The 22,637-nt window shown below is 47.5% G+C and carries 29 protein-coding genes and 2 tRNA genes; 9 read left to right on the top strand and 22 right to left on the bottom strand.

Annotated features, from left to right (window positions below; genetic code table 11):
* Window positions 1-67: 67 nt before the first annotated feature.
* The 10 genes from BZK42_RS00660 to BZK42_RS00610 form a co-directional block, all read right to left on the bottom strand.
* Entirely contained in the window at window positions 68-2,215 is a 2,148-nt protein-coding gene (locus BZK42_RS00660) for a portal protein (protein ID WP_080858555.1), read from the bottom strand.
* Window positions 2,215-3,927, bottom strand: coding sequence for a terminase large subunit (locus BZK42_RS00655; RefSeq protein WP_080858554.1), 1,713 nt, complete (start codon window positions 3,925-3,927; stop codon window positions 2,215-2,217). Before BZK42_RS00655 ends, BZK42_RS00660 begins: the two co-directional genes overlap by 1 nt.
* Window positions 3,908-4,735, bottom strand: a complete 828-nt coding sequence (locus BZK42_RS00650; RefSeq protein WP_080858553.1) for a terminase — start codon at window positions 4,733-4,735, stop codon at window positions 3,908-3,910. The genes BZK42_RS00655 and BZK42_RS00650 overlap by 20 nt, the downstream gene beginning before the upstream one ends.
* A gap of 345 nt (window positions 4,736-5,080) precedes the next feature.
* Window positions 5,081-5,569, bottom strand: a complete 489-nt coding sequence (locus BZK42_RS00645; RefSeq protein ID WP_080858552.1) for a lysis protein — start codon at window positions 5,567-5,569, stop codon at window positions 5,081-5,083.
* A gap of 229 nt (window positions 5,570-5,798) precedes the next feature.
* Window positions 5,799-6,215 carry a structural protein gene (locus BZK42_RS00640; RefSeq protein WP_080858551.1) on the bottom strand — a complete coding sequence of 139 codons (417 nt, stop codon included), beginning with the start codon at window positions 6,213-6,215 and terminating at the stop codon, window positions 5,799-5,801.
* On the bottom strand, window positions 6,212-6,550 hold the full coding sequence (locus BZK42_RS00635; protein ID WP_080070196.1) for a phage holin, lambda family: 339 nt from the start codon (window positions 6,548-6,550) through the stop codon (window positions 6,212-6,214). Before BZK42_RS00635 ends, BZK42_RS00640 begins: the two co-directional genes overlap by 4 nt.
* 84 nt (window positions 6,551-6,634) lie before the next feature.
* Window positions 6,635-6,877, bottom strand: a complete 243-nt coding sequence (locus BZK42_RS00630; protein WP_080858550.1) for a hypothetical protein — start codon at window positions 6,875-6,877, stop codon at window positions 6,635-6,637.
* Between the two features lie 941 nt (window positions 6,878-7,818).
* Window positions 7,819-7,894: transfer RNA gene (locus tag BZK42_RS00625), tRNA-Thr, on the bottom strand.
* A 173-nt stretch (window positions 7,895-8,067) separates the two neighbouring features.
* Window positions 8,068-8,143, bottom strand: a tRNA-Ile gene (locus BZK42_RS00620).
* Window positions 8,144-9,189: 1,046 nt separating this feature from the next.
* Window positions 9,190-9,384 (bottom strand): hypothetical protein, encoded by a 195-nt coding sequence (locus BZK42_RS00610; RefSeq protein ID WP_223555664.1) that lies wholly within the window; start codon window positions 9,382-9,384, stop codon window positions 9,190-9,192.
* A gap of 315 nt (window positions 9,385-9,699) precedes the next feature.
* On the opposite strand from BZK42_RS00610, the gene BZK42_RS00605 reads away from it, so the two are divergent.
* From BZK42_RS00605 to BZK42_RS00595, 3 genes are all read left to right on the top strand, one after another.
* Window positions 9,700-10,098, top strand: coding sequence for a hypothetical protein (locus BZK42_RS00605; protein WP_080858548.1), 399 nt, complete (start codon window positions 9,700-9,702; stop codon window positions 10,096-10,098).
* Between the two features lie 13 nt (window positions 10,099-10,111).
* On the top strand, window positions 10,112-10,390 hold the full coding sequence (locus BZK42_RS00600) for a hypothetical protein (protein WP_080858547.1): 279 nt from the start codon (window positions 10,112-10,114) through the stop codon (window positions 10,388-10,390).
* A 238-nt stretch (window positions 10,391-10,628) separates the two neighbouring features.
* Complete coding sequence (locus BZK42_RS00595; RefSeq protein ID WP_080858546.1) at window positions 10,629-11,666, top strand: hypothetical protein; 1,038 nt, start codon at window positions 10,629-10,631, stop codon at window positions 11,664-11,666.
* Window positions 11,667-11,928: 262 nt separating this feature from the next.
* Here the strand turns inward: BZK42_RS00595 and BZK42_RS00590 are convergent, their stop codons facing one another.
* From BZK42_RS00590 to BZK42_RS00575, 4 genes are all read right to left on the bottom strand, one after another.
* Window positions 11,929-12,318 (bottom strand): antiterminator Q family protein, encoded by a 390-nt coding sequence (locus tag BZK42_RS00590; protein ID WP_080858545.1) that lies wholly within the window; start codon window positions 12,316-12,318, stop codon window positions 11,929-11,931.
* Between the two features lie 2 nt (window positions 12,319-12,320).
* On the bottom strand, window positions 12,321-12,617 hold the full coding sequence (locus tag BZK42_RS00585; RefSeq protein WP_080858544.1) for a hypothetical protein: 297 nt from the start codon (window positions 12,615-12,617) through the stop codon (window positions 12,321-12,323).
* Window positions 12,614-13,216 carry a DUF1367 family protein gene (locus BZK42_RS00580; protein ID WP_080858543.1) on the bottom strand — a complete coding sequence of 201 codons (603 nt, stop codon included), beginning with the start codon at window positions 13,214-13,216 and terminating at the stop codon, window positions 12,614-12,616. Before BZK42_RS00580 ends, BZK42_RS00585 begins: the two co-directional genes overlap by 4 nt.
* Before the next feature lie 63 nt (window positions 13,217-13,279).
* Complete coding sequence (locus BZK42_RS00575; RefSeq protein ID WP_080858542.1) at window positions 13,280-13,858, bottom strand: Rha family transcriptional regulator; 579 nt, start codon at window positions 13,856-13,858, stop codon at window positions 13,280-13,282.
* 524 nt (window positions 13,859-14,382) lie between these two features.
* On the opposite strand from BZK42_RS00575, the gene BZK42_RS00570 reads away from it, so the two are divergent.
* Window positions 14,383-14,712 carry a hypothetical protein gene (locus tag BZK42_RS00570; RefSeq protein ID WP_080858541.1) on the top strand — a complete coding sequence of 110 codons (330 nt, stop codon included), beginning with the start codon at window positions 14,383-14,385 and terminating at the stop codon, window positions 14,710-14,712.
* On the opposite strand, the gene BZK42_RS00565 is transcribed toward BZK42_RS00570, so the two are convergent.
* Window positions 14,709-15,509 carry a hypothetical protein gene (locus BZK42_RS00565; RefSeq protein ID WP_080858540.1) on the bottom strand — a complete coding sequence of 267 codons (801 nt, stop codon included), beginning with the start codon at window positions 15,507-15,509 and terminating at the stop codon, window positions 14,709-14,711. The genes BZK42_RS00570 and BZK42_RS00565 overlap by 4 nt on opposite strands.
* A gap of 148 nt (window positions 15,510-15,657) precedes the next feature.
* Between BZK42_RS00565 and BZK42_RS00560 the strand changes: the two genes are divergently transcribed.
* The 3 genes from BZK42_RS00560 (at window position 15,658) to BZK42_RS00550 (ending at window position 16,591) form a co-directional block, all read left to right on the top strand.
* Window positions 15,658-15,909: a type II toxin-antitoxin system Phd/YefM family antitoxin gene (locus BZK42_RS00560; RefSeq protein ID WP_080858539.1), complete on the top strand. Its 252-nt coding sequence runs from the start codon at window positions 15,658-15,660 to the stop codon at window positions 15,907-15,909.
* Window positions 15,899-16,180 carry a type II toxin-antitoxin system RelE family toxin gene (locus BZK42_RS00555; RefSeq protein ID WP_080858538.1) on the top strand — a complete coding sequence of 94 codons (282 nt, stop codon included), beginning with the start codon at window positions 15,899-15,901 and terminating at the stop codon, window positions 16,178-16,180. Before BZK42_RS00560 ends, BZK42_RS00555 begins: the two co-directional genes overlap by 11 nt.
* Window positions 16,181-16,273: 93 nt before the next feature.
* On the top strand, window positions 16,274-16,591 hold the full coding sequence (locus BZK42_RS00550; RefSeq protein WP_080858801.1) for a helix-turn-helix domain-containing protein: 318 nt from the start codon (window positions 16,274-16,276) through the stop codon (window positions 16,589-16,591).
* A gap of 86 nt (window positions 16,592-16,677) precedes the next feature.
* Here BZK42_RS00550 and BZK42_RS00545 read toward each other — a convergent pair whose 3' ends face one another.
* The 6 genes from BZK42_RS00545 to BZK42_RS29155 all read right to left on the bottom strand — a co-directional run bounded on the left by BZK42_RS00545 (window position 16,678) and on the right by BZK42_RS29155 (window position 20,394).
* Complete coding sequence (locus BZK42_RS00545) at window positions 16,678-17,190, bottom strand: GNAT family N-acetyltransferase (protein WP_080858537.1); 513 nt, start codon at window positions 17,188-17,190, stop codon at window positions 16,678-16,680.
* A gap of 182 nt (window positions 17,191-17,372) precedes the next feature.
* On the bottom strand, window positions 17,373-17,609 hold the full coding sequence (locus tag BZK42_RS00540; RefSeq protein WP_023222359.1) for a hypothetical protein: 237 nt from the start codon (window positions 17,607-17,609) through the stop codon (window positions 17,373-17,375).
* 13 nt (window positions 17,610-17,622) lie between these two features.
* Window positions 17,623-17,961, bottom strand: coding sequence for a hypothetical protein (locus BZK42_RS00535; RefSeq protein WP_080858536.1), 339 nt, complete (start codon window positions 17,959-17,961; stop codon window positions 17,623-17,625).
* A complete protein-coding gene (locus tag BZK42_RS00530) occupies window positions 17,958-18,701 on the bottom strand; it encodes a DUF1627 domain-containing protein (protein ID WP_080858535.1) in 744 nt (247 codons plus the stop codon). Before BZK42_RS00530 ends, BZK42_RS00535 begins: the two co-directional genes overlap by 4 nt.
* Before the next feature lie 19 nt (window positions 18,702-18,720).
* On the bottom strand, window positions 18,721-19,467 hold the full coding sequence (locus BZK42_RS00525; RefSeq protein WP_080858534.1) for an ATP-binding protein: 747 nt from the start codon (window positions 19,465-19,467) through the stop codon (window positions 18,721-18,723).
* A gap of 6 nt (window positions 19,468-19,473) precedes the next feature.
* The gene (locus BZK42_RS29155; protein WP_249025114.1) at window positions 19,474-20,394 is read right to left on the bottom strand and encodes a YdaU family protein; all 921 of its coding nucleotides are present in this window, start codon (window positions 20,392-20,394) and stop codon (window positions 19,474-19,476) included.
* A gap of 315 nt (window positions 20,395-20,709) precedes the next feature.
* Here BZK42_RS29155 and BZK42_RS28110 point away from each other — a divergent pair, with 315 nt between their 5' ends.
* Complete coding sequence (locus tag BZK42_RS28110; RefSeq protein ID WP_143329686.1) at window positions 20,710-20,934, top strand: hypothetical protein; 225 nt, start codon at window positions 20,710-20,712, stop codon at window positions 20,932-20,934.
* Here BZK42_RS28110 and BZK42_RS00510 read toward each other — a convergent pair.
* The gene (locus BZK42_RS00510; RefSeq protein ID WP_080858532.1) at window positions 20,920-21,366 is read right to left on the bottom strand and encodes a toxin YdaT family protein; all 447 of its coding nucleotides are present in this window, start codon (window positions 21,364-21,366) and stop codon (window positions 20,920-20,922) included. The genes BZK42_RS28110 and BZK42_RS00510 overlap by 15 nt on opposite strands.
* Window positions 21,367-21,703: 337 nt before the next feature.
* Between BZK42_RS00510 and BZK42_RS29545 the strand changes: the two genes are divergently transcribed.
* The gene (locus BZK42_RS29545; RefSeq protein WP_346190197.1) at window positions 21,704-22,456 is read left to right on the top strand and encodes a helix-turn-helix domain-containing protein; all 753 of its coding nucleotides are present in this window, start codon (window positions 21,704-21,706) and stop codon (window positions 22,454-22,456) included.
* Window positions 22,457-22,637: the final 181 nt, after the last annotated feature.

Genomic DNA, 22,637 nt, shown 5'->3' with positions numbered 1-22,637 from the left:
CCAGCGGGCTTAGCAGCAGAAACAAAAAAGCCAGCGCGAGGCTGGCTGTGTACTGGTGAACTGGAGGTTAAAGCTGCATCGCTTCTATCCGCTGCTGTAATGTCTGTAATATCTGTTGTTGCAAAAGTGCTGATTCCTGCTCCGAGTTCTGTATCCCTGTGAGAACATCGGCAGCATTCGCCTGGTTCAGTGCATCCACATAACGTTGTCCCTGCGCTTTCGCTGTATCAAGCTGCGCGGCTGCGGCGTCCTTCTGCGCGGCAGCCTGTGCTTTTGCGGCATCCGCCTCCAGTTTTGCCACCTTCCCGGCCATTTCGCGCATCTGAAGTTCCATCTGTTGCTGCTGTATCTCCTGCTGCTGTTGTGCCTGCTGCTGCTCTTCCGGCGTCATTTCATCCGGTGATTTCGGTGTTCCCAGCGCGGTACGTATACGTTCAACAAACTCCTGTTTGTCCGGTACATCCAGGAGGTTCACCCACAAATCAAGCACCGCAGCCTGTACTTCCGGCGGTAAGCCCTGGATAACCTCAGACATACGCTGTGCCAGTTGCGCCTTAAACGCGGGCGTCTGCTGTACCGGCGCGAGGGCAATATAGGTATTAAGGCGGGAAATATCGTTGGTCATCTCACCATCATCACCGTCTTCGTTAAGCGTCACTGTCTGACGTTTGCGCTTGTCGTTCCGGTTAATGACCACCGCATAATTCCGGCGTTTTTTCAGGTCTTCCAGCAAATAACTCAACAACAACCGTCCCACCTGCTGGCAGGCGAACTGGTAGTTGTCGTTAATTTCAGCCAGCGTGGTACCGCCCTGCTCCACCAGGTTACTGATGGCAACGCCTGATGATGCATTGGAGTTCTGCCCCAGGAATGCCGCATAAACACCCATTGTGTCCTGGATGAGTTTTTCCGACTCCTGCATCACCGTAAACTGCTGGTTAGAAATCTGAGAGTCCTGTTGAACGCTGAAAACATCAGCTATGGAGGTTTTGTTTTTCCGGTCCGCATTCAGGCGAATAACGCCATCAGGACGTTCGACCTGTTCCATTACCTCAGAATTGGACATATCGGTGGCATCGTTGTCCATCACAACCCGTTTGGCCTGTAACTGCCAGGTCAGTTTCAGACGACGGAAGTTCACTTCATCCTGTGCGGGGATTGCGCGTGACACCAGCCCGTAAGGTTCGCCCGTTTTATCCTTGCGATAGCCCCAGAACGGCACCAGCGGAAACATCCCCTGCGGTGCAGTACACGGTCTGTCGGTAATAAAGTGTGGTCCGACAAACCAGGCCTCGCGGATACGGCTTACCCGTCCGATGGTGACCTGAACGCGTCCGGTCGCTACTGCCACGGCCTGCATCAGGTTATTTTTATCGAAGGCTACGACACGACCATTATTCAGTTCAATAACGGGCATCCGCTGGTAAACGCGGTAATAGACCACCTGAAGCAGTACACGCCTGCGGTCGCTCTGGAGCCATTCGCTTTGCTCACGGCTCCAGCTCTGGTATTCCTCCCATGCGCTCATTAACTGGCTGTCCTGTCCTTCAGCCAGCGTGGTATCAACAAATCCCCGCCATTCATGGACAGCGTAATCGATGATCTGCGACATCCCCGGAAACGACACTTTCGCCTCGTCCGTGTCCATCCAGCGACGGCGCATCAGCCAGCGGCAGTCACTCAGGTCAGCTTCCCGACTCAGCCAGTCCCAGTACACTTCATTCCGGTTTACCGTTGAGACTTTAAATTTCGGGCCAAACGGATCGCTGTTACGACGGACTTCAACCCAGCTCAGCCCGGCTTTAATTTGTTCCGCGTAAGCATCTGAACGTGCTTTATTCAGGTTACTCAGGCGGCACGCATCGGCAAACTCCGCATTGATGGCATCAGCCAGTTTTTCAGCTTCTTCATCCGGATCATCGGACACCACCATCAAATCAGTGCGGGTCTTGGCTTCCATACCGAGCACACCATCAATCGTTGGTGCTATCAGATTATGAATGGTCTTCGGCTGGCCTCGTTCTTCCAGTACGGTAATGACTTCAGGATCGAGCTGATCACCATCATAATAAGCGCAAGCCTTGTTTGCACCGTCACGCCACTTTGGCTGGTGATCAATATCGGAGCTGACAGCCAGTAATTTTTGCTGTGAAAAACGCGGGGCTTCTGCGCCTGGTGAACCCGCTGCGCTGGTCTGTATCTGTTCTGTGTTCATCAGTGAGTCATCCAGTGTTTTTTGGTGCGTTCAGTTGGTTGCGACTTAATGCGTACAGGCATACGCGCCCGCATTTCCTGTGCGATGCAGTAGCTCATCACCTGGTCATCGAAGCAGCCTTCCTGTGCATTCATTGAACCTTTCGCGTTGTAGACGTAGGTGTTCATCTCGCTCAGCGTGCCTGTCCAGCGGATACCGGAAATCCCGTTATTCAGCAGGGTCTTCATTCCCTCAGTCAGGATCGGCTTGCTCTGGCGCGTGGTTAACCAGCCCAGACGCGGCGTATCATCGTCGTTGTCCTGGTCAATATGCTGCTCGTTGTAGATAAAACGGGGCGGATAAATCTCACGCAGTTTGAGAATGACCGCATGGCCGTGGTTATTGCGCTCAGGTCCGATAAAGGCGGTGTTATACAGTTTCCCCACATGCGCCAGCAGGTGAGCAAATAACTCAGCGTCCAGATGTCCGAACCAGTGCGCAACCTGTTCGCCGGTACTTTGTTTGACCACATCCAGTGACGAGCGGTCGCCGTGCTCCAGCCCTTCAGCCGGGTCAGCACCGATGGCATACTGCTCGTCCGGATCGGGCAGTTCCCAGACCAGAAGATAATTCATCAGCGTACGACTGAGTTCATCCTTTTTACCGCTACGTAAAGCCTGTGCCTTTGTTCTGGTGCCCGTTACAGGCTCAATGTCATACACAATCAGTGGAGGAATACACCCGGCTTCGGCCTGCAATGTACTTTCGGCATTAAACACTCTCCGGCCTGACGTAAGGAAAGCTTCCTGCGGCGTGGAAGGAAACTCCTGCTTCATTTCCTCGCGCTGTTCTGTCTCCTTGTTGACATACCATTGCTTCTGTCCATCGGTGAGCGTGATATTCATGGCTTTTTCAACAGCCGAAAAATACTCCGCTTTTTCGCGCGTCAGTCTCAGACCGGAGGCCGGCACTTTCGCACTGTATTTGGGGTCCTGCCACCACGCATAAAAGTGGAACTTATAATCCTGTGGTGACAAATCCAGACCGGAAGTCGTTATCTCCTGTGCCCGGTTGCTCATGTCGTAGAAATCGCCGCCAACGCCTTCTGCGGTGGACTCGTCGAAAATAATGCATTCATCCGCGACAGCATTCAGCGTCCCCGTACGCAGCTCTTTGGCCTTAGCCGGATATTTCGCACAAATCTTGCCGTGCTCGGAGATATGAAGACGCTGAACCGTACCGGAACGAAACGAGGTCGCCACCTGAATACTGGAGCCATGACCAAACAGGATATAACCGCCGCTGGCACCGCTTCTTCGTTCCGCAACAGTGAATGAAGCCCGCAACCACGGGGGAAGATTGTCAAACGGCACTGCAATTTTGGTACGAAAAATCTCACTGGCTGCCTGTTTATCCTGTGCCACAATCCCGCACTTGAGGTGTGCCGTGAACAGCGCCTGGTCCAGCAGATAGATATCAATTGCCGTCGAGAACCCCAGTTGTCGCGCTTTAAGAATGATATTTTTGTTATGCATACTCCGGAAAAGCTGGCGCTGAGCCGGACGCATTCTGAAAGTAACCAGTTCCCCTTTTTCATTCTGGACTTTGTAGAGATGATTAAGACGCCACCAGGGATTGCTCAGTTTTGTCAGAATAAAAAGGCGCTGTTCTGCTTCACTCATCCCGGATAAATCAGGTTCACAGTATTGCGGCTCACTCTTCGGGGATGTCATCTAACCTCCCGGAATGGCTCATACCATGAAGCTCTGACACTATTTCAGTCATCGGGGTTGTTACCCCCTGCTTCTGGCTGGTGAGAATATCGGTCTCAGCTTTAACTTTTTCTCTGGCTGCTGCCCGGTACTCGGTATCGGCAATAATTTTTGCAGGTGTGACCGCGATAATGTCCAGCGTACCCAGCGTGCGCTCTATCGATTCAATACGGGCAATATTGCGATCGAGGGCAGTCTCAGCCTGCAAAATTTTTCCGTACAATGCTGTGCGCGCCAGAATATCTTCCGTTTTATCCAGTTCGGTAAACATGCGTTTCAGGGTTGCTGTTACCGAAAGCGCCCTTGCACGGGTAAATACCAGCTCATCAATGAGTGCCATTTCTGCCGCATCATCAAACAGGTAGTCTTTTTCCAGATACCTGGCGTATCCACGGTGTTTTACTGCGGCAGTGTTACGCTCGACGAACCGGCAAACGGGATGAGGATTTCCACCCCGTTTTTTTCGTTTCGTCTCTGCCGAATTTGCGCAATTTTCGTCATCACTGTCTGCCAGATTTTCTTCTTCGCAATCCTCGTCGTCACTGTTTTTTTCTTCTGAAGATGCGTCATAATTTTGCGCAGTTTTTTGTTCCTTTTTTTGCGCACTTTTCTGCGCAGACTCCTGCTCATTTTTGCGCAGTTTTATATACCGTCGGGCTGTGTCATAGCTGATGCCATTCTGCTTACACCAGTCCTGAAGCTTGATACCTGTTCTGGCATGAGCACGCTGAAATTTTTGCTCCAGCTTTTTCCAGTCGGTCTTTGCCATAACATCTTCCTGTTGTCACGCTCTCCATACGTAAAATCTGGTGAACAATAACCCCCGCAAAATCTCAGATTTCACGTAACGCCATCATTTTTGTTCATTATTCAATCGGAAAAATATTTCACCACCCCGTTATTGATAATAATTCTCAACAACTGTAGTGTGAGTTAACGTTATCCGTTATGTCATTGGGGAGATTTAGATGGTTGCCAAAAACAAAAAACACTCGCGTCGCATAGTCCGTTCGTTACAACGCTCCAGACTTGGTTATTTTTTCCAAAGACTATCAGACCGCAAGGATACGCCTGAGTATGTTTCAGTAACATCAGATACCAGGCCGCTGCTTATTCATCTCGTCCCGTCAGAAGAAACATAACCACATTGTGTTCTGATATAGTCCTGCGCCCCTTCGATCTGCTTTGTCACTGTGGCTATTCCGTCCCTGAGACGCCAGTAATCCCGCTCAGCATTCGCTGTAAGGGTGGCGGTGGAAGCATTATCCACGCCGGGGGAGGTGGTGGCTTTACGCACGGCTGCGGGGCATGTTGCGTTGACGTACAGGCGACGGCGGCCAGCGGCAACGTCATCGCGCAAAGCATCATTCTCAGCTTTCGCATCGGCTAACTCCTGTGTGTATTTTGCATCAAGGACAGCAACGTCACGCTGGCGCTTCGTCATGTCGATAATTGTCGCGTTCGCCAGCGCCAGCTTATGAGTAACGGTGTCCCGCTGCTGCCGGAATCGTACCGCGTTACTGTGGTAATGGTCCGTTGTCCAGGCCAGCGCGGCGGCCACTATCAGCAACGAGGCTATTACGCCAGTAGTTATGCGGTTCATGTCACCACCAGCGGATTTGCCCAATCAGATAGCCAATAGCAGCGACAAACAGTACCAGCCAGATCAGGATAAATTTCCAGTTTGGTAATTGCTCAATCATTAGTCGCAACTCCCTAATCAGTTTGCTAATATCAATCACAGGTTCTCCCTTGCCTTATTCAAGGTGCAGAAACAGAAAACCCCGACTGTTTGCGGCAATCGGGGTTTTCGCTTTTATATTCTTCGTGAATCAGCCGCCAGCCAGATCCAGCGCTCTGACGAACACATCAAACCCGTAGGGCTGCTCGCCGTTCTCGTGCCGGATGATGGCCTGTAGCAGTTTCATCATGAAACGGCTGTCGTCGGTGTGGACGAATTGAACAGGGGCTGTGCCAGTCGTTTTTGCTACGCTGTCAATATATGCCTGCGTGTTATTCTCGTTTGTGGGTGCCCAGCGGTTAATAATGCCGGTGATGGTGTTCAGGCCGTGTTTACGCTGGTAGTTGCGCAGAATAACGATCATCGCCCTGATGCCGTATTCCGGTGTTACAAACTGGCAAAACGCTTTATCGGTACGCTGCTCTTTCGGTACCAGCCCTTTCCAGTCGTCGCCCCAGCGGATATTGCCGGGGTTGTTGTTACGAATGCCGCGAGGTGAATTAGTCATTGTCCTGTCCTTCCTGCTATTTTCTTCGTCACAAACACACCCAGTGCCCGGATATGCTCAACGCCGATAAGCCCTATGGCTGCGCCAATACCTACCCGCCAGTCTTCAGATAACCAGGAAACGGGAATAGGTTTAATCATGGAGAACGCGGCAACGGCCAGCAGACAGCACAGTGGCACTTCAAGCAACAGACGTCGCCAGCTTCTTCCCGTATACAGAACACGCAGTGTTGCAATAACCGCCGTCATTAAAAGGCTGTCCAGGGGAATGTCGCCATTAATCCAGCTTTTCACCATCACCCACCAGTCCGTCCAGCTATGTGGGTCGTTATTCATAGAGCCTCCCTGCTCGCCTTTCTGCGGAGGGTAGATAAAAGAAAAGGCCGCACCTGGCGACCCGTTTATGCTGTTGTGGAAACGTTACTTTTTGGCGCTGGCTTCGGTGGCGTCCGGTGCCGGTTGTACCGAGGCGGCAATATCACTGACAATCGCGGTGTACTGCTCTATCGCGGCCTGCTCGTAGGCATCGAGTGATTTGCCCTTTTCGTTCGGTGACTGGATCTCCATCTGGAAAATCTGAGTGCCGTCCTCTTTCACTGCGCATACAGCAACACGAACCTGCTCACCTTCCGGCAAGATGTAGCTGACTTTGACTTTGTACATAATTTCTCCCGCCTGTCCGGCGATTTTAGTTAATAAAAAAGCCGCGCATTAGCGCAGCCCTGTTGACCCGTACAAACTGAAATGCTTATCGTTTCTTCGTTGCGCATATCCTGAAGAGTGAGCAACCTCCAATTTGATGTTAAACATTGTGTGATTCGCCCGGCCTGTTATTCCGGGCTTTTTTTTCGGGAGAAGCCAGAATGAGCACCTTCGAAAAACTCGCAATATTTATCTGTTTTATGGCTATCGCTGCAGCGTTGATTTTCTACAGACTGCATAACCCTTGATGCGGGTCGGCGTTAATCGCATCCGCGCACATAGCCGAGGATGTACCCAAGTCCATTACATATAATTAAATCACGCATTAGCGCAGCCCTGTTGACCCGCACAAACTGAAATGCTTACCGTTTACGTGCCTTAACCCTATGAGGCAAAACTCGTAAATACTCATTTAGACGCTATTTCGTCATTCCAGCCCGGTTCTCTGACCGGGTATTTTTTTGCCCAAAGAAAAAGGCTACCGAAGTAGCCTTTGTTTTCCCTGGTATTGTAGTGTCGCGGTGCCGGTCGCTACCCGGTGAGCCTTTGGTTGATCTGCCATGACCCGTGTTCATGTCTGCTGCAACTATTGTCAATACACACAGATGATCAGTTTGCCCCGCGCTAACGGGATTCACCGCAACATCATTACAATAACATTATAATTTACATGGTTTACTAGTTTAGGATTTATCTGTTTAACTTAAACACAGAAATCAGGCAAGGTGTTGATGGCTACACAGTTCTGCTGAGTGTGTAGACCTCCAAGTGTTGACGTATCCCTTGTTTTTCAAGTTCAGTATTTACTGCCCGCCATCCCTGTGGCGGTTTTTTTCTGCCTGAAATTTGCCCTTTAACGATGGGCCGCCGCCGCGTGACCAGCGGAGCTACACAGGGGGATATGGTGCTGGTTAACGGATCTGAACCGCTACCCATTCGCTTACAAGGCGACTGCTCTACCGTTGGAGCTAAACCAGCATGTCTGGGAATCGAACCCGCATCATCAGCTTGGAAGGCTGAGGTAATAGCCATTATACGATGACCGCTTATGAACGCAGGTCTTTCCCTGCCGTCACCGCGACGATATTTATAGTCATGCGTGGAAAGACTATTGCGTCGGTAGGCTACTTATTCAGTAGTCTACACTTGCCTGGTGGCCCTTGCTGGGTTTGAACCAGCGACAAAGCGGTTATGAGCCGCCTGCTCTGACCACTGAGCTAAAGGGCCGATAGTGTTACGGTGCCGGGTGCCTCCCGGTGAGTCGTTGGCTGGCTGCCGACCGTGACTCGCGCTACCTTGATAATTAACTATCCTGAAACCACTTCCGCCCATGCGCATAGCTGGATTCACCGCAACGCCTGAAAACTACTGTTTGCTGGTGGTATTTTGCAACCTCTCCCGGCAAGGGTGGAATTATCCCTACTCTTAGTCCGTTGACACTCATTAATGCAAATGATTATCGTTTTCACATCTTCATAAGTTGCGATTGCTTGTGAGGGTCATAACTCAAAACGTTGCTTCCAATACATTTCCCCGTCACCTGCCCGGTGCCGGGGACTTTTTTACAGTCAGGAGGTCCCCGGATGAACGCACTGGCACAAGCACTCTACTGGTTAGTGGCTATTGTTTTGGGAGGTATATGGTTCGCCTGGATGCTGGCTATAAACGGGCTGTTTATTTTCTGAGTACTTAATTCCCGTATTTCTGGTTCTGGAGCGGTCAGCGGGAATCGAACCCGCACCAACAGCTTAGAAGGCTGCTGCTCTATCCTGCTGAGCTAGTGGCGGATTAGCGTTGCGGTGCCGGGTGCCTCCCGGTGGACTTACCAGTCACAAAGTCCGCGGTCTCGTTTACGTTTCTCATCAGAGAAATTTGACTGTACGCCCATGCGCATAGCTGGATTCACCACAACACCGGAAAAGCTACTGTTTGCAGATTAAGTCTGGCAATAAATTTTTTAATCATCTATCCCCAGAAAAATCAGCTCATGCTCTATACGCTCGATAACAACGCAGTATATGACTACACCACAAAAAAAACTGGAGAGCAGAAGCAGCCTGACACACCATTTTTTCAACATCATCGCCTTCCTGTACTGACGTCGAAACAAACATTTCAAGATTGACTGGATTGTAAAGTTGCGGTGCCGGGTGCCTCCCGGTGGATTTCTCCGCATAGCCAGTAGTGGAAGCTAAACCTAACTACACCCCTACGCCTAGTGGGATTCACCGCAACAACAAAACCCTACAATCACCAGGTTATTTATGGCAAGTTCACATAACTGATTTTTTTCTGATAAATATCAAAATTTCTCTAATCTGATCTGCTTTATTACCATGCAACGCATGACGTTTCCGCTCAAGCAAATCAACGATATTGCCTGTCGTAACCCTTTTGCCATTCTCAAGTAACTGGATAACCGTATCGCCAATTTCTTCGGCCATGAAGTGGTTTTGTTCTACTCTCAAGGCATCACCCTTTGTATGGTTATAAATATTTTTGTTTTACAACAGGCAGAAGATTAAAAGCAAAACAAAAACATCGTTTAGTGACCCACTTTGATTTTGTGGCCCTCTGAAACGACAAAACCCCACCTGTTACGGCGAGGCTTTGATGATGGAGTTGTGTCAAACTGACCACTTTTAACAGAATACGTATAATTTTACGTACGTAAACTTTTTTTGTAGCCAGATTCACCCCTCAGGTAATCTTCAGTTGAAAAATGCCACCTACAGATCGTAGGTTCCTTACGTATACCCACCAAAACCAAACAAGGAACCTCCATGTCAGCAAAAACACCAAAGAGTGACTGGGATTTAACCGCAACAGAACGTCTCCTCAAGGAGAAGAAACGTCTGGGTATCAGCGATGACGAAATGGCGAAGATACTAGGACTGGACTCATATTTTTACTATGTCGTTGCTGATGAAAAGCCGGACTTTAAAGTTTACGAAATGTCTGGTGAGGTGCAGGCAGCTCTCGATAACGCAGGCTTTGATCTCTTTTACGTACTGACAGGTGAAAACAATGGCGAAAACTATGAAATAATGTTGAGTGCCTTTAGTTATGCCATTGCTGATTTACCCATTGATGAGCAGATGGAAATGCGCGAACTGATGGAGCCTGTATATGAAAAACTGATGAAAGCTACAAATGGTGGGAAGCATTCAACTCATCACTGATAAAGGAAATCGCATGCAAGATGATTATCACCTGCCAGCAATAACCCGACTTGAGCGCGAGGCCCGGCTTCTGGGTATCAAAAAAACAAAGCTGGCTATGGCTCTGGGGCTAAGTGAGCGTGAGTATAACGATATCAGCGACGGCTGGGAGGTGATGAGTATGAGTCGTCTGACTCCGTATGTTTACAGTTTGTTTACTTCGATGAGAATAGATCTGTTTTATGTGCCGACGGGTGTATGTGGTGAAGGGCTATGCGCTGATTGCCGAAAGGCATTAATTCAAATGTATTAGCTCAGACTTGACCTGACACAGCTATGGTACAAACCTAAATCTAATCTGACAGGCAGGTCTGTGCCAAAAGCGGAAGTTTCAATCGTACTTTCAAATGGCCAAATTCTGTGAATCACAACAGATTTCAAACAGGTGGATAATTTTTCTTCAATCATAAACTCACCTTCCTAATGTCGTTAGCTTCTGTTATAAAAAACTTAACATCTAATAGAATAACGAATTATTAAAAAGGTCATCGATGAAAAAAACACGCTCTTCATTAAACCTTGGCATCACTCATTCTCTATTGTTCTATATGGCAGTGCTCGTCATCATGCCTCAGAGAGCGCCTCTATATCCCATTGTTATTTGGTTGGGTATGATTATTCTCAGTGGGCTAATTGTACACAATTATTGGAATAAAAAGTCATCCAATCAACTGGCCGTTCGCCTACGAAAGAATTATAAAAAAACGCAAGATGCGGCATTATTGTCGGCATTGCTATTCTTATTAACATGTATTTCCTTTAAAGTCATTAATTATATCGACACCATCATTCCAAGTGCATTAGTTTTTATGACGGCATTGTGTATGATATACACTATATCATCTCACATACAATCGTTCGATAACAAAGAAAAAAACATAGCCACTAAAGTAAAGATAGGAATTAAATACTCATGGCTAATCGTATCATTAATTTCATATTATCTTGCACGCTCGCTAATCTCCAATATATTTGATATTCCTTTTGATACCACAATCAATAAACTCATGACGGCAGTCTCAGCATTGCTTTTTATTTTTATATTCTATTATACCATTTACTTTATTTGCATTGCTTATTTAATATTCATAGCCCCAAAAATAAAAAAAGTAAAAGCAACACCATCTGATGACATTAGCTATTCAATGTCAGTTTTCGCTCCATTATTTTTTATTGGTTATATTTCATATATTGCATTTAGTATACAGACGTTTTCCATCATTAAATTCGGATTCGGATTTGCCATGGAGTATGACACGCGCGATACTTTCTTTTGCAATAATAAGTATATGTGGCTCAGCGAAAATTCTAAAGCTCGCTTTATGTTTATCGCTGAAGGAAATTATCGTGCATTAATACCTCACCGTGATGACTTTAGAATATCACGCTTGACCTGTACAAATAGTGAACCATTCTATTTACTAGTTACTGTACAAGATAAAAAAGATTTTATGTTAGAAGCTTTGGAAAAACAGGCAGAGATGCTTACTAGTGATCTAAAGACGGCGATATCACAGAATGTTCGATGACGATCTGAATCACCAAATTCTCGGTAGCCAACTTCCGTTTCTCGCTCAAAGCCGACTGTCAGATTTGATTGAGTGCTGCCAGTGAAAACCGTCAGTATCCCTTGGTAATCACACTAATACAATTCGAAAATAGCTAAATGATCTTCCACCTGATGAGCGTTTCCGAATGCAGTTTTTTGCATCCCGAATCCAGTTCAATATGTGAATAACCATCAACGCAAAAGAGGCCACGAAAGGCCCGTGAGCAATGTCGTAAAAACCTTCATAAACTGTTCTCCCTTTGTACATACCTGTCCATTTCCAGCTTAACGTCCAGTGCCATCAACATACCCTCGACAACACCCTCGGCCCCCTGTAATCGCTTACCTATAGTGCCATCCGAGCATGAATGTTGTCTGGCCAGTGCTATGAACGTCTTTCCCAATACGTAGTAATCAACCAGTAAGTCATGCTGGTCTTCACTGTTTTTTTTCAGCCGCGCCATACATCCGCTAATCACCATCGCGTCATCATCGCTGCATTGTGGACGGGATTTTACTTTGTTTGGTATCAGCCCCTTAAAGCCAGCGGCAATTGATGACCATACAACATCCTCACGGTTATTGGCGGCCCATGCGCCCCATCGTTCCAGAACCTCCTGAATATCGCGCATTATCACCCCTTAATCACCGCCGGAATTATCAGCCCACGGCGGGCAAGCTCAATCACTGTAAGCACTATCGCTTTATTCATTAGCCGCCTGCGTTCTTCTTTTTCCAGGTGGCAGCCGTTGTCAATTTCGTAATGACATTCCGGGCAAAGCGCAGCGGTGGCGCAATCATCGGTTTTCAGTCCCATGCCCTTTAATTCATTGCGATGGGCGACCTGCGTCCCCCACCTGCCACACAAGACGTATTGTTCTATCTGTCCCACTGCGTCCAACCAATTTTTGCTGCGATAAATCGTCTTCATCCCGCAAACTCCAGAAGCTGCATCGCCACGTTTTCTGCTTCCTGCTGTGATCTGAATTTGTGGCGCAGAATGAAATTCCATAAGACGTTGAAGACGTCCTTATACAACTGCCGGAACGTATCTTTATCCATCCTGGCGAATGCAATAGATTTTGGAGTTCTGCGGCGGGTATTATCAGGAAGGATAACCTCATCATAGTAACCAGCCTGGACAGTCACCCAGGCGCGATAAGGTTCAAATGACTTGAGCAATGCAACGTCCCTTGTACGTAACTGCCCTTCCATCAGCAGAAACTCATCAGCAGCAGCGGATAATACTTCGCCATAACGTTGACCGGACATCTCAACGAGATACCCGACGAAGCGATTTACCAGTTGAAGTTCATCCGGTGATAATGAGCCACCAGCAGGTGTCCAGCAGTCGAAGCCAAGCTGTAGCAGTTTGAAAAAACGTTTGTGGAAGGCGTAATTGCGTACACGTTTAAAATCAGCGTGTATCCACTCGCCAATTTTCACGGAATGCAGAAATTCGCCACTCTCCGGCGTAGCCGGGAGCAGTACCCCGGATGAGGTGTGCTTGACCAGTTGTAATTGCGCCATCGGGTTCTCCGGTGGCGCGACAGGTTGCCAGTTGTTCAGGCTGGCACAGGGATTATAAGCTAACTACTGCGGATTTGTCAGTGTTGCCGGAAGCCCGATTTTCCTGAGAGTTTCGTTAAATAACTCCGTCAGGTCATCACGGCGGATCACCAGCCAGCCGTTACGTTCAACCCAGAATTTGAAACTCTGGAAGGTACACACCACGGAGTCATCCGGAACCTTTTCCGTGGATTTTATATTGCCGTGCTCGTCCAAGTGGATAACCAGCGTGCGGGAGTCACCGAAAATCATGTCATTTTTCTGCTGGCGGATCTCTTCCTCCATGCGGTTAAACTCCGCAATGTAGGCTTCCTTAAACGCAGCCGCTTTTTTTCCCGTAAAGCCCATCACCAGAAAGACAAAGCCGTCTTTGGTCATTTCGTAGGCTTCTGTTTCGCGTTCGTCAAAGCCAGCTTGAGTGGTTATTGCGACGGTCGAAAAGTTGGCCGTCGTAAACGCAGGAGAACAATCAAGGCTCCGAATTTTCTCCAGAACGTGTTTATGCTGTTTACCAAAGAAATTTGCGACTGAAACTGAAGTGGTTACAGGACGGTTGTCGTGAATGGTTATCTCAGGGATAACTGTAGAGATAGGGCTAGTCATGATGACCTCGTTGATTTTTTCGAAGTACCACTATCGGAGTGGTGCCGGGAGGTTCGAAACGGCTCAACGAGACCGCGGACTTATTTCCCTTTCGGGTGTTGTATTCGTCGCCCTCCCGACATTAATCGGGGTGTGTTCGCGTAATGCGCCCACAGAATGACAGGCATAAAAAATCCAACACTATCGGGGTTGGTTTTGGCCGCGTTGAGAAGAGGTTTCGACGCCTCGTCTGGGAATAATACATGCTTCATTGGTATTGTAAAGTAACTTGCTATTGAAAAAGTCGAGCTGAAGGCTATAGGCTATTTTTGCGGCAATTTTACCGCAATAATCTAAGGTGAATGTTGATGAAAAAAATCGCAGCGATGATCCTGATTCTGGCATTTGGGGCAATGTCAGTGAATGCAATTGCTTGCCCTAAAGGTACGCACCCACATGGCGGTACAGGTTCACATCATAAGGGTGGAACTTGTTATTAGATTTAACTCAGGCCATTTTAATGGCCTGCTTAAAGGAATTTTATTGTGAAAAAAATAATATATCTTTTGTTATTAGCATCATTTCATACCTTCGCAATGGGTGAAAATATTTACGATTACAAAAATTTAATCGGTTACACAGTAATTGCTGTTAGCAAAATTGACGGTAACTTCGATGGTTGCGACTACAGAAAACCTATAGTACTGGAAAATGACATGGTACTAAGATGTAGTTCACTTGATTTTGGATATGCTTACTATCCTATGGTAGTAGTTCTTAGTAAAGATATGGGCAAAGGGTATTCCATCAAAACTATAATTGATAATAAAGTATATGACATGGAACCCATTCTAAAAAGCAACAAGCGCCATTAATGGCGCTTGTTTTTCAACTCTTGACTTATTAACTTAGCCTCTGCATATATCTGTTCATACACTCTCTTTGATCCACCTGAATCATGACCATCCAAACACATCTGATTATACTTTCCCAGAACATCGTCATGAAACGACCTGATAGACGCAAGAATATATTTATATTCTATTTTTGTTCCTTTCAACGCGTTATCCATAAGGCACATTTCTTTGAACTTAGCGGCATCACCATAGATTGCATCTGTCATCAACTTGGCGGTATGAAAACGCTCAGATAATGGAGAATACTCCCAAAAAGGGTTATCCCTTAAGATATCGTCCATGATTATTGCCGTTTCAAATTTTTGAGGATAAGATTCCTGCCAGGATGACAATTCAGGCACTGAATTAAATGCTTTAGCTAAGGTTTCCTTTTCATCCTCCTTTTTATTATTAGGTTCAGGAGTATAATTAATTTCAGATGCATGATTATCCTGATATTCAGAAGCCGGGCTATTTACTCTTTTTTTATCAACTAATGTCCATCCATTCCCCATCATACAATCAGAATAAATTTGATTCTTTGTATTTTCAGCCATAATAGCATTGGTTGTATTAAATCCCTGAACAAAACCAGAACCAAAGGCTGAATTATAACCATATGATGGTTGAATTTGATTTGAAGACACTCCTTGAGACATAGCGGTACAGTTTGCATTATCAGCATAAAATTGCTGAGTTGATTTTTCTGGATTATACCAAACTTTTTGAGCACACCCTGTCAGGGTCAGAAACAAAGGAATCAATATTATTCTCATGATTTTCTTCCTTAATTAATAATATCTGTTTCAGAAAACCACCCGCATCTCGTAAGTGTCAAGTCACACATAAAAGACACTAATAAAAGACTTTTAAAAGCACCTATGATAAGACTATACTGTATACCTTGAAAGAAAGGAGGTAATCATGACCTATCAGATACTGACCACTATCGCAGCCAGCATAACCGACCTGAAGCGTAACCCTATGGGAACCGTAGCTGACGGGGAAGGAAACGCCGTGGCAATTCTGAACCGCAACGAACCCGCATTTTACTGTGTACCCCCTGAACTTTACGCCTACTATATTGAGCTTGCTGAAGATGCTGAGCTTAATGCTATTGCTGATGAACGCATGAAAGATCCGGACATTGTGAGCGTTAATCTCGATGACCTATGAACTCAAATTTGAGCGCCGTGCTAAAAAAGAATGGGATAAATTAGGTCATCCGGTTCGTGAGCAGTTTAAAAAGAAGCTGGCTGAACGTCTCGAAAACCCACATATCCCTTCAGCGAGGCTTCATGGACGTCCTAATCGCTACAAAATAAAACTCCGTTCATCTGGCTACAGACTGGTCTATGACGTTATAGACGACAAGCTGGTGTTACTGGTTATCGTTATTGGAAAAAGAGCGGGTAACGAAGTCTATGAGTTAGCAGACGAAAGGTAGAGACGTTGAATGTTTACTATAAAACGACATGTAGCCCGTCAGGGGCAGGGAAATCTGGTGGGTACAGAACCATTGTTCAGTACAAAACTGCGGATGAGTAAAAAATACCGCAACGAAGCATATGCAGCCATTCATGAAACGATGGAGGCTCTACATGAAATTGGTGCAGTGGACAAGCAAACCATGCGCCAGTTTGATGAATCATGCCTGTCCCCCATCATTCCCATGACGCCGGAAAAAATCAGGGCATTGCGTGAGCGCGAGCATCTGTCACAACCTGTTTTTGCCCGTTATCTCAATGTCAGCAAAAACCTGGTATCTTCATGGGAGCGTGGAGTAAAAAAACCGGGAGGTCCGGCCCTGCGTTTGTTAACTGTCGTTGAGAAGAATGGAATACAGGCCATTATGTAAGCTATATTAGCCCAGCCCCGGGTTAGCGCTCTTGCGACATAGGGCCAAACCTAATCTGACAGTCCACTTTGAACGAGGAGCGGATCTTATATACACATCCCCATTAACTTGAGTATGCTCCTCTGTGAATTTGTTTCGAAAACGATGTCGCTGATGTATTTCATTCCCTGTTTTTTATAGAATCCTTGAGCACGTTCATTTTGCTCAAGAACCTCCAGCCATAAGAATTTTTTCCCATTACTTCGGGCAAGATCTATGACTTTACTGAACATTAGTTGACCATAATGTTGATTCGTTTTGGTTGGGGCAAGGTAGAGTTTGTCAAGTAAAACACCGCTGATGTCTGTATTCGGGATAGTTGCTTGCCAGGTCAGCTTGGCAAAACCAATAGGCTGATCGATTTCAGCTATATACCAGCTAATGTTTTCGTCATTAATATTCCGCTCAATAACAGATAGTGAATATTCACCCTCCAAATAATTATCAAGTTCTGATTCTGACTTCCACATATGCTTAAAGTACGCAGGATAGATGCGGTAGCCAAGCTCATTTAGTAATCCTGAATCGGCTAATGTTGCTTGTCGTATGATTAAAGACATGGGATAGACCCTTTCTTTATGAGAGAAAATTGATAATAAATTTATAATATATACTGCCTGTTAAGTCTACCTGTCCGTCCTGACAGCCTTTACCCTAAAACCTTGAATACTTAACCAGGCACAATAAAAGTGACAATCTTCATGTATTGCATGATTTATCCTGGATTTGTCGGTCTGTGATACTATCCTGTTTTAACCACATACCCGTGTTCTTTGGCTATTTCTTCTGCCAGTAGCACATCAGCGACACATCCGTATATACAGGTGGTCTGTATAAAAAAACCTTCACTTTCTTCCCGCAACTGAGGAATTCGCATCAACATCCTGTCCACCAGATTATTGTGTTTTCGTACGCTAAAAATGGTGCCGGTAATAATCAGCCTGGCTTCCATGCCAGCATCCTGATATTCAATTTTCATATGACCTCCGTAGTCAGTGTATTATGCCGTGCTCCGACCGACACTCAGGGCAGTCACACGGTTTATTCATCTCCTCCCTGAGCATCTCCAGTCCGGCAACAAACGAATCAGGAACATATGGCATTCGTAAAATATCGCTGGCGGCAAGCATGGATGAGTCCGTTATCCCTGCCGGACCATCCAGATAAAACGAAAGCAGCCTGCTGATTCCATCACCTCCTGTCGTTGATGTCCGGCTCACTAGAGCAGCAATGACCAGCGGCACTCCGTTTTCAACACAAACGTCGTGAAGCTCCTTGATTATCTCCTGGATTTTTTCGACAACTTCTGGAGGGGTGTTGATATCTATCATTGCTGCAACTCCTGTAGTAATCGGGTCATTCGGTTCAGTGTTTTTTCATGCTTTTTCGCAGCAATGACACTTTTCCGAACCAGTTCCGCCTGGTGTAACGCACTCCTGAGTTTACGGATAACGCGGGAGACCTCCTTCGGCGTGGGAAGCCTGGTACATCCCGGATGGCTCTCAGTGAGTACCAGGGGGGCTTTATCATCGACCTGCACCGTATCACTTTCAGTACTGGCGTCGATAGCACTCGTTACATACGGCGTGATTGCTGATTCAGATTCTTTCGGCACGTATTCACGCTCCGGAACGGCTTCAGGTGCTGAGGTCGTTTCAGGTATGCAGTACCTGAATTTACCATCCCGTTTAACACGGCTCAGGCGGCCTTTTCCGGTCGCGTTTGCCAGTGTAGCGACAACCTTGCGGGAGGTGACATCAAACATCGTCGCAAGGTCTTCCGCAGTAAGCGGGCCATTTTCACGGATAGCGTCAGTCAGTTGCTGTTCACCGATTTTAACAGTCATCTCCTTCGATGCTTCCGGCTTCAGCGTTCTGCACTTAACCGTTGTCGTCCGGGCTGGTGCAATACCGGACAGCAACCAGTAACCGTTCAGAAATGTCACCGTACCGATTTCCTGCTGTTCGTTCAGCATTTCAAGCGCGTCGCGGGGTTCGATCTTCATCCTTGCGGCAATTTCTCGTGCGCTGGCTTTTTCCATCGCTTTCAGTACATCGAGTACAGTTTCCATAGAATTTTCTCCTGAAAAATTATTTGTGTTGCCTGACGTGTTGCCGCCAGCTTTCCCAGCCAAAAATTACCCAGCGACCGCCGTTCATCCGTAGCCGGTCAGTCACCCGTTCGCCAGCCAGTTTTTTAAGACTGTCAAAGTTCATGTTGGTCAGTATCCCTACTGACTTCATCGACGCAGTACGCCTGTCGACAATCTGGTTCAGGATGACAAACTCGTTTTTCGTATCACGCTGCATACCAACTTCGTCGAGCACCAGCAGGTCAACATCGCAAAGCCCGGCCAGAAATGTTTCCTCGGATTTTCCCGCGTCGTAACAGGCCCTGACGCCCAGCATCACGTCAGCCAGGGTGACAATCATCACGGTCTTTCCCCGGGCCAGCAGACGATTTCCGATAGCCGCTGCCAGGTGATTTTTCCCGGTTCCCGTCGAGCCGCTGAACACGAAACTGGTAAAATCATCACCGCACAGGTTTTCCGCGATGGATTTTGCCTGGCTCAGTGCGTGGCGCTGTCCGTCGTTCTCCACCCGGTAGTTCGCGAACGAACACCTGCGGTACAGGTCCCGAATCCCCGAACGACCGAAAATTTTCTCCGCTCTCGACTGGCGGTTCTGGCGCTCGATTTCCTCGCAGCGTTTCCGGCCTTCGGCAAGCTGCCATCTGCGCCACTCCTCCGGTGTCCGGTACGGCGCGGAAGCAGCAGCGGACTTTGGAGCAAGATTCCTGATACGGGCCAGAATCCCGGTATCTGCGATGTTTTTCATGGCCTGTCATCCCCTGAAACCTGGTGGAATTTCGCTGTCCGGCGGCGGTATGTCCTGAATTCGTGCCGGACTGTCGCGGCCACGGTTGCCTCCCCGGTCCTGGTCTTTCGCCAGCCAGCCGGTGATAAATTTTTTGATGCCACGTGCGGTTTTCCGCCGTCGCTGGTCGCTCAGTAGCCATCCCCGCTGGTTACGCAGCACCTGCCGGACGTCAACCGCCGGATACAGCGCCTCAAACTCGGAAACCAGTGATTCGGTCACGGCGAACTCAGAACCGTCGTTCAGCGGCAGCCGGATAAACTCAGGGTCATCGGGACGGGGCATTTCAGGCACACCAGCGCTCAGAGGCCGACGCTCAGGTCCGGCATGGGCTGGTCTGGTGCCGTCGTGCAAATTCAAACCGCATGACTCCAGATTTTCTTCCGACGGCGGGGGGCTGATTTTTTCAGCACCGCGCAAGAGGTTTTGATCTTTTAGATCTGTTTCTTTATCTGGATCTGTATCTTTATTAGTTCCCTGTTTGTTGGCGTCCTGTTCAAACACAGAACCAACACCTGTTGAACATGTGTTACTTTCGCTGGCAGATTGTGTTTCCTTCCTGTTCCTTCTGGAATGAACAGATGCTTTTCCTGCCGCTGACCTTTTCGCTAAGGTTTCCCTGACCGAAGCAAGATCATCTTCTATGCGCTTGTGAACCCATTCCGTGCCGTTATCAATGAAAAACTCTCTCAACGACTCTTCTACGGCTCCCCAGCGCTCGTTGCTGACCCGTGCAATTTTCGCCAGCCTGTTTTTCGGTATAGCTCTTCCGGTCTGCCAGTAATTGAACATCAGCAGCAAATAAGCCCCATGTTCTTCGGTAGACAGATGCATCGTGTCTGCAAGATAATCAGCGATATAAAGCTGCATGTATGGAAGTGCCGCCATAACGCCTCGTTACGCTCTTTTCCGGGCGGTTTGAAACCATGAATAAATACCCACTGTCACACCTCTCCTTTTGGTGCCGAACCTCCTGCTGGTGCTAGCCTGCTGATCTCCCAACCAACAGAACCAAAGGAGGTTCGACAGTGAATTTTTGTGTAATCTATTTCGCGAGCGAAGAGGAGTTCATTTCGTTCTGGCAAGTAACCCCCAACGCCACACCAACTCCCTCATATGAAAGATGGCTGGCTTCCTTCGACTCCCAGGTACGACAAGCTAAAATGCAAGGGTTTACCGTCGTTAAAGTAAAGGCCGATATTGATGACTTTCTCGCCTTCTGCCGTGAAAGAAATATCGCACCCGACGGTAGCGCCAGAAGAAGCTATGCAGTGTATAAGGCAGGTTTCGATTCTTGACATCATCAGTTCTGCGGACATTGGCTTTTCCTACCGTTTGAAACATCGATCATTCTTCTTCTCCTCTGAAAAAGAGTTCCAGGCCGCCCTGTTCGCGGCCTTTTTCTCCTACGGATTACCCCTGCCGTAACGTAGCAGGGCCATCGCGAGCGCGATCTGCCTGTCTGCCTCCGGTCCCGGACAGAACGGCACGCAACAAATCGTCAAATGCACGGTTCAGTTCTTCCCGGGCGCGAATGACAGCCCGGTATTCAATGGAATCTGCAAACTCCATTCTCAGGCGCAGAAGTGGGGGGATCTCTTCAGATATGGCGGGAAGCAAAAGCTGAATTTTGCGGCGCTGCTCCGGTGTTTCGCCGGACAGCCAGCGATGAAATATATTTTGCTGGTTACGCCAGCTTTCATGACGCTGCTCAACCGGATCGGTAATAAGTGTGAGGGGCAGCTCTTTCCCGCCCTGTCGAATGTATGTCGCTGCGATCGTGCTGGCGACATCCTCCTGGCTGGATTCAGCCGCCCATGCGAGCAGCGCACACCGGATGTTTTCGTGCCTGATTATCATAAATCAACCTCCCGGCGCCGATTTACGGTAGCCTGTATTTCAGGAGGAAGCCCGTCAGTAGGGTTGGGGTAAGTGGAGCTATCAATTTCATGTGGCGTAACTCGCCAGCCGGTACTCTTGCTCCATAAAAGCGTGTTTCTGCCAGTTAGTCTGGCCCTGCCATTCAATACGTGGCTTACCATCCCCTGGCTGGCACCAACTTTATTGCCGAAATCTCGCTGACTTAAGCCAGAATTCCTCAAATATTCACCAAGCTTCATTAAAGTGTTCCTCGTTGTTCTGAGACACAATCAATAACATAGTTATTTTTATATGTAAATAACGAAGCTATTTCAAAATGATTAGCAATACTATTAGAATGTTGGATATGAAGAGAAAAAACTTATCTGAACAAGACATTGAAGCTGCACGCAGGCTAAAAGAAATCTGGAACTCTCGTAAGGATTCGTTAGGACTTACTCAGGAGCGAGCTGCTGAAATGATGGGTTTTACAACTCAGGGGGCGGTCAGCCACTACCTGAATGCCCAGACACCGCTAAACCTTGAGACAGTCCTGAAGTTTTCAGCCTTGCTGAGGGTTTCCCCTGAAGATATCAGACCTGATATGACAGGTCTGATTAATGTCGCACGCAAATATACTCCCGAAACCTCAAGTGAAGAGGATGCTGGTCAGCCTGAAACTGATATACAAAGCAGGGCAATGGCTACGTCAGTGTACAGAATGAAAAAGCTGCTGGAACAAACTGGCTGGAGCCAGTTCGAGCTGGCCCAACGCATGGGTATTAATTCGCACGTGGTTCAACAATGGCTCATCGGAAAAGCAGCCCCCAATCCTGTAAACCTTGACAAGCTGACTGAAATTACAGGGTATCCATCCTACTGGTTTATGTTGCCCCCAGAAGAAACAGATCAGATTTCTACACCTGATGCAATGAGGATTGGCCCTACTCAAAGAGCGCTATTAAGAGTATTCAACGCTTTTCCTAAAGAAGAGCAGGAAAAAATTCTAAACGAAATAACTGAGAAAAAAGAAACAATGGAAGCACTCGTTGCTCGCTGGATCAAGGCTCAGAAAAATAATCAGTCTTAACAACGACACAACGACAAATGCCCCATTTGATCTCTAGCAGAGGTGAGAATAATTATCAATAATGGTTATTATTCTCACCCTATATTTTTTCTCAAAAACGACCTCAATCACACTTATACCCTACCTGCTACTTGCCACCATGCCTCTCACAATGTATCCCCCCTCTCTTTCTGTTGCCCAC

The sequence above is a fragment of the Citrobacter braakii genome (genome assembly GCF_002075345.1).
GTDB lineage: Bacteria > Pseudomonadota > Gammaproteobacteria > Enterobacterales > Enterobacteriaceae > Citrobacter > Citrobacter braakii.
This window is presented reverse-complemented; position numbering and strand designations above follow the sequence as displayed.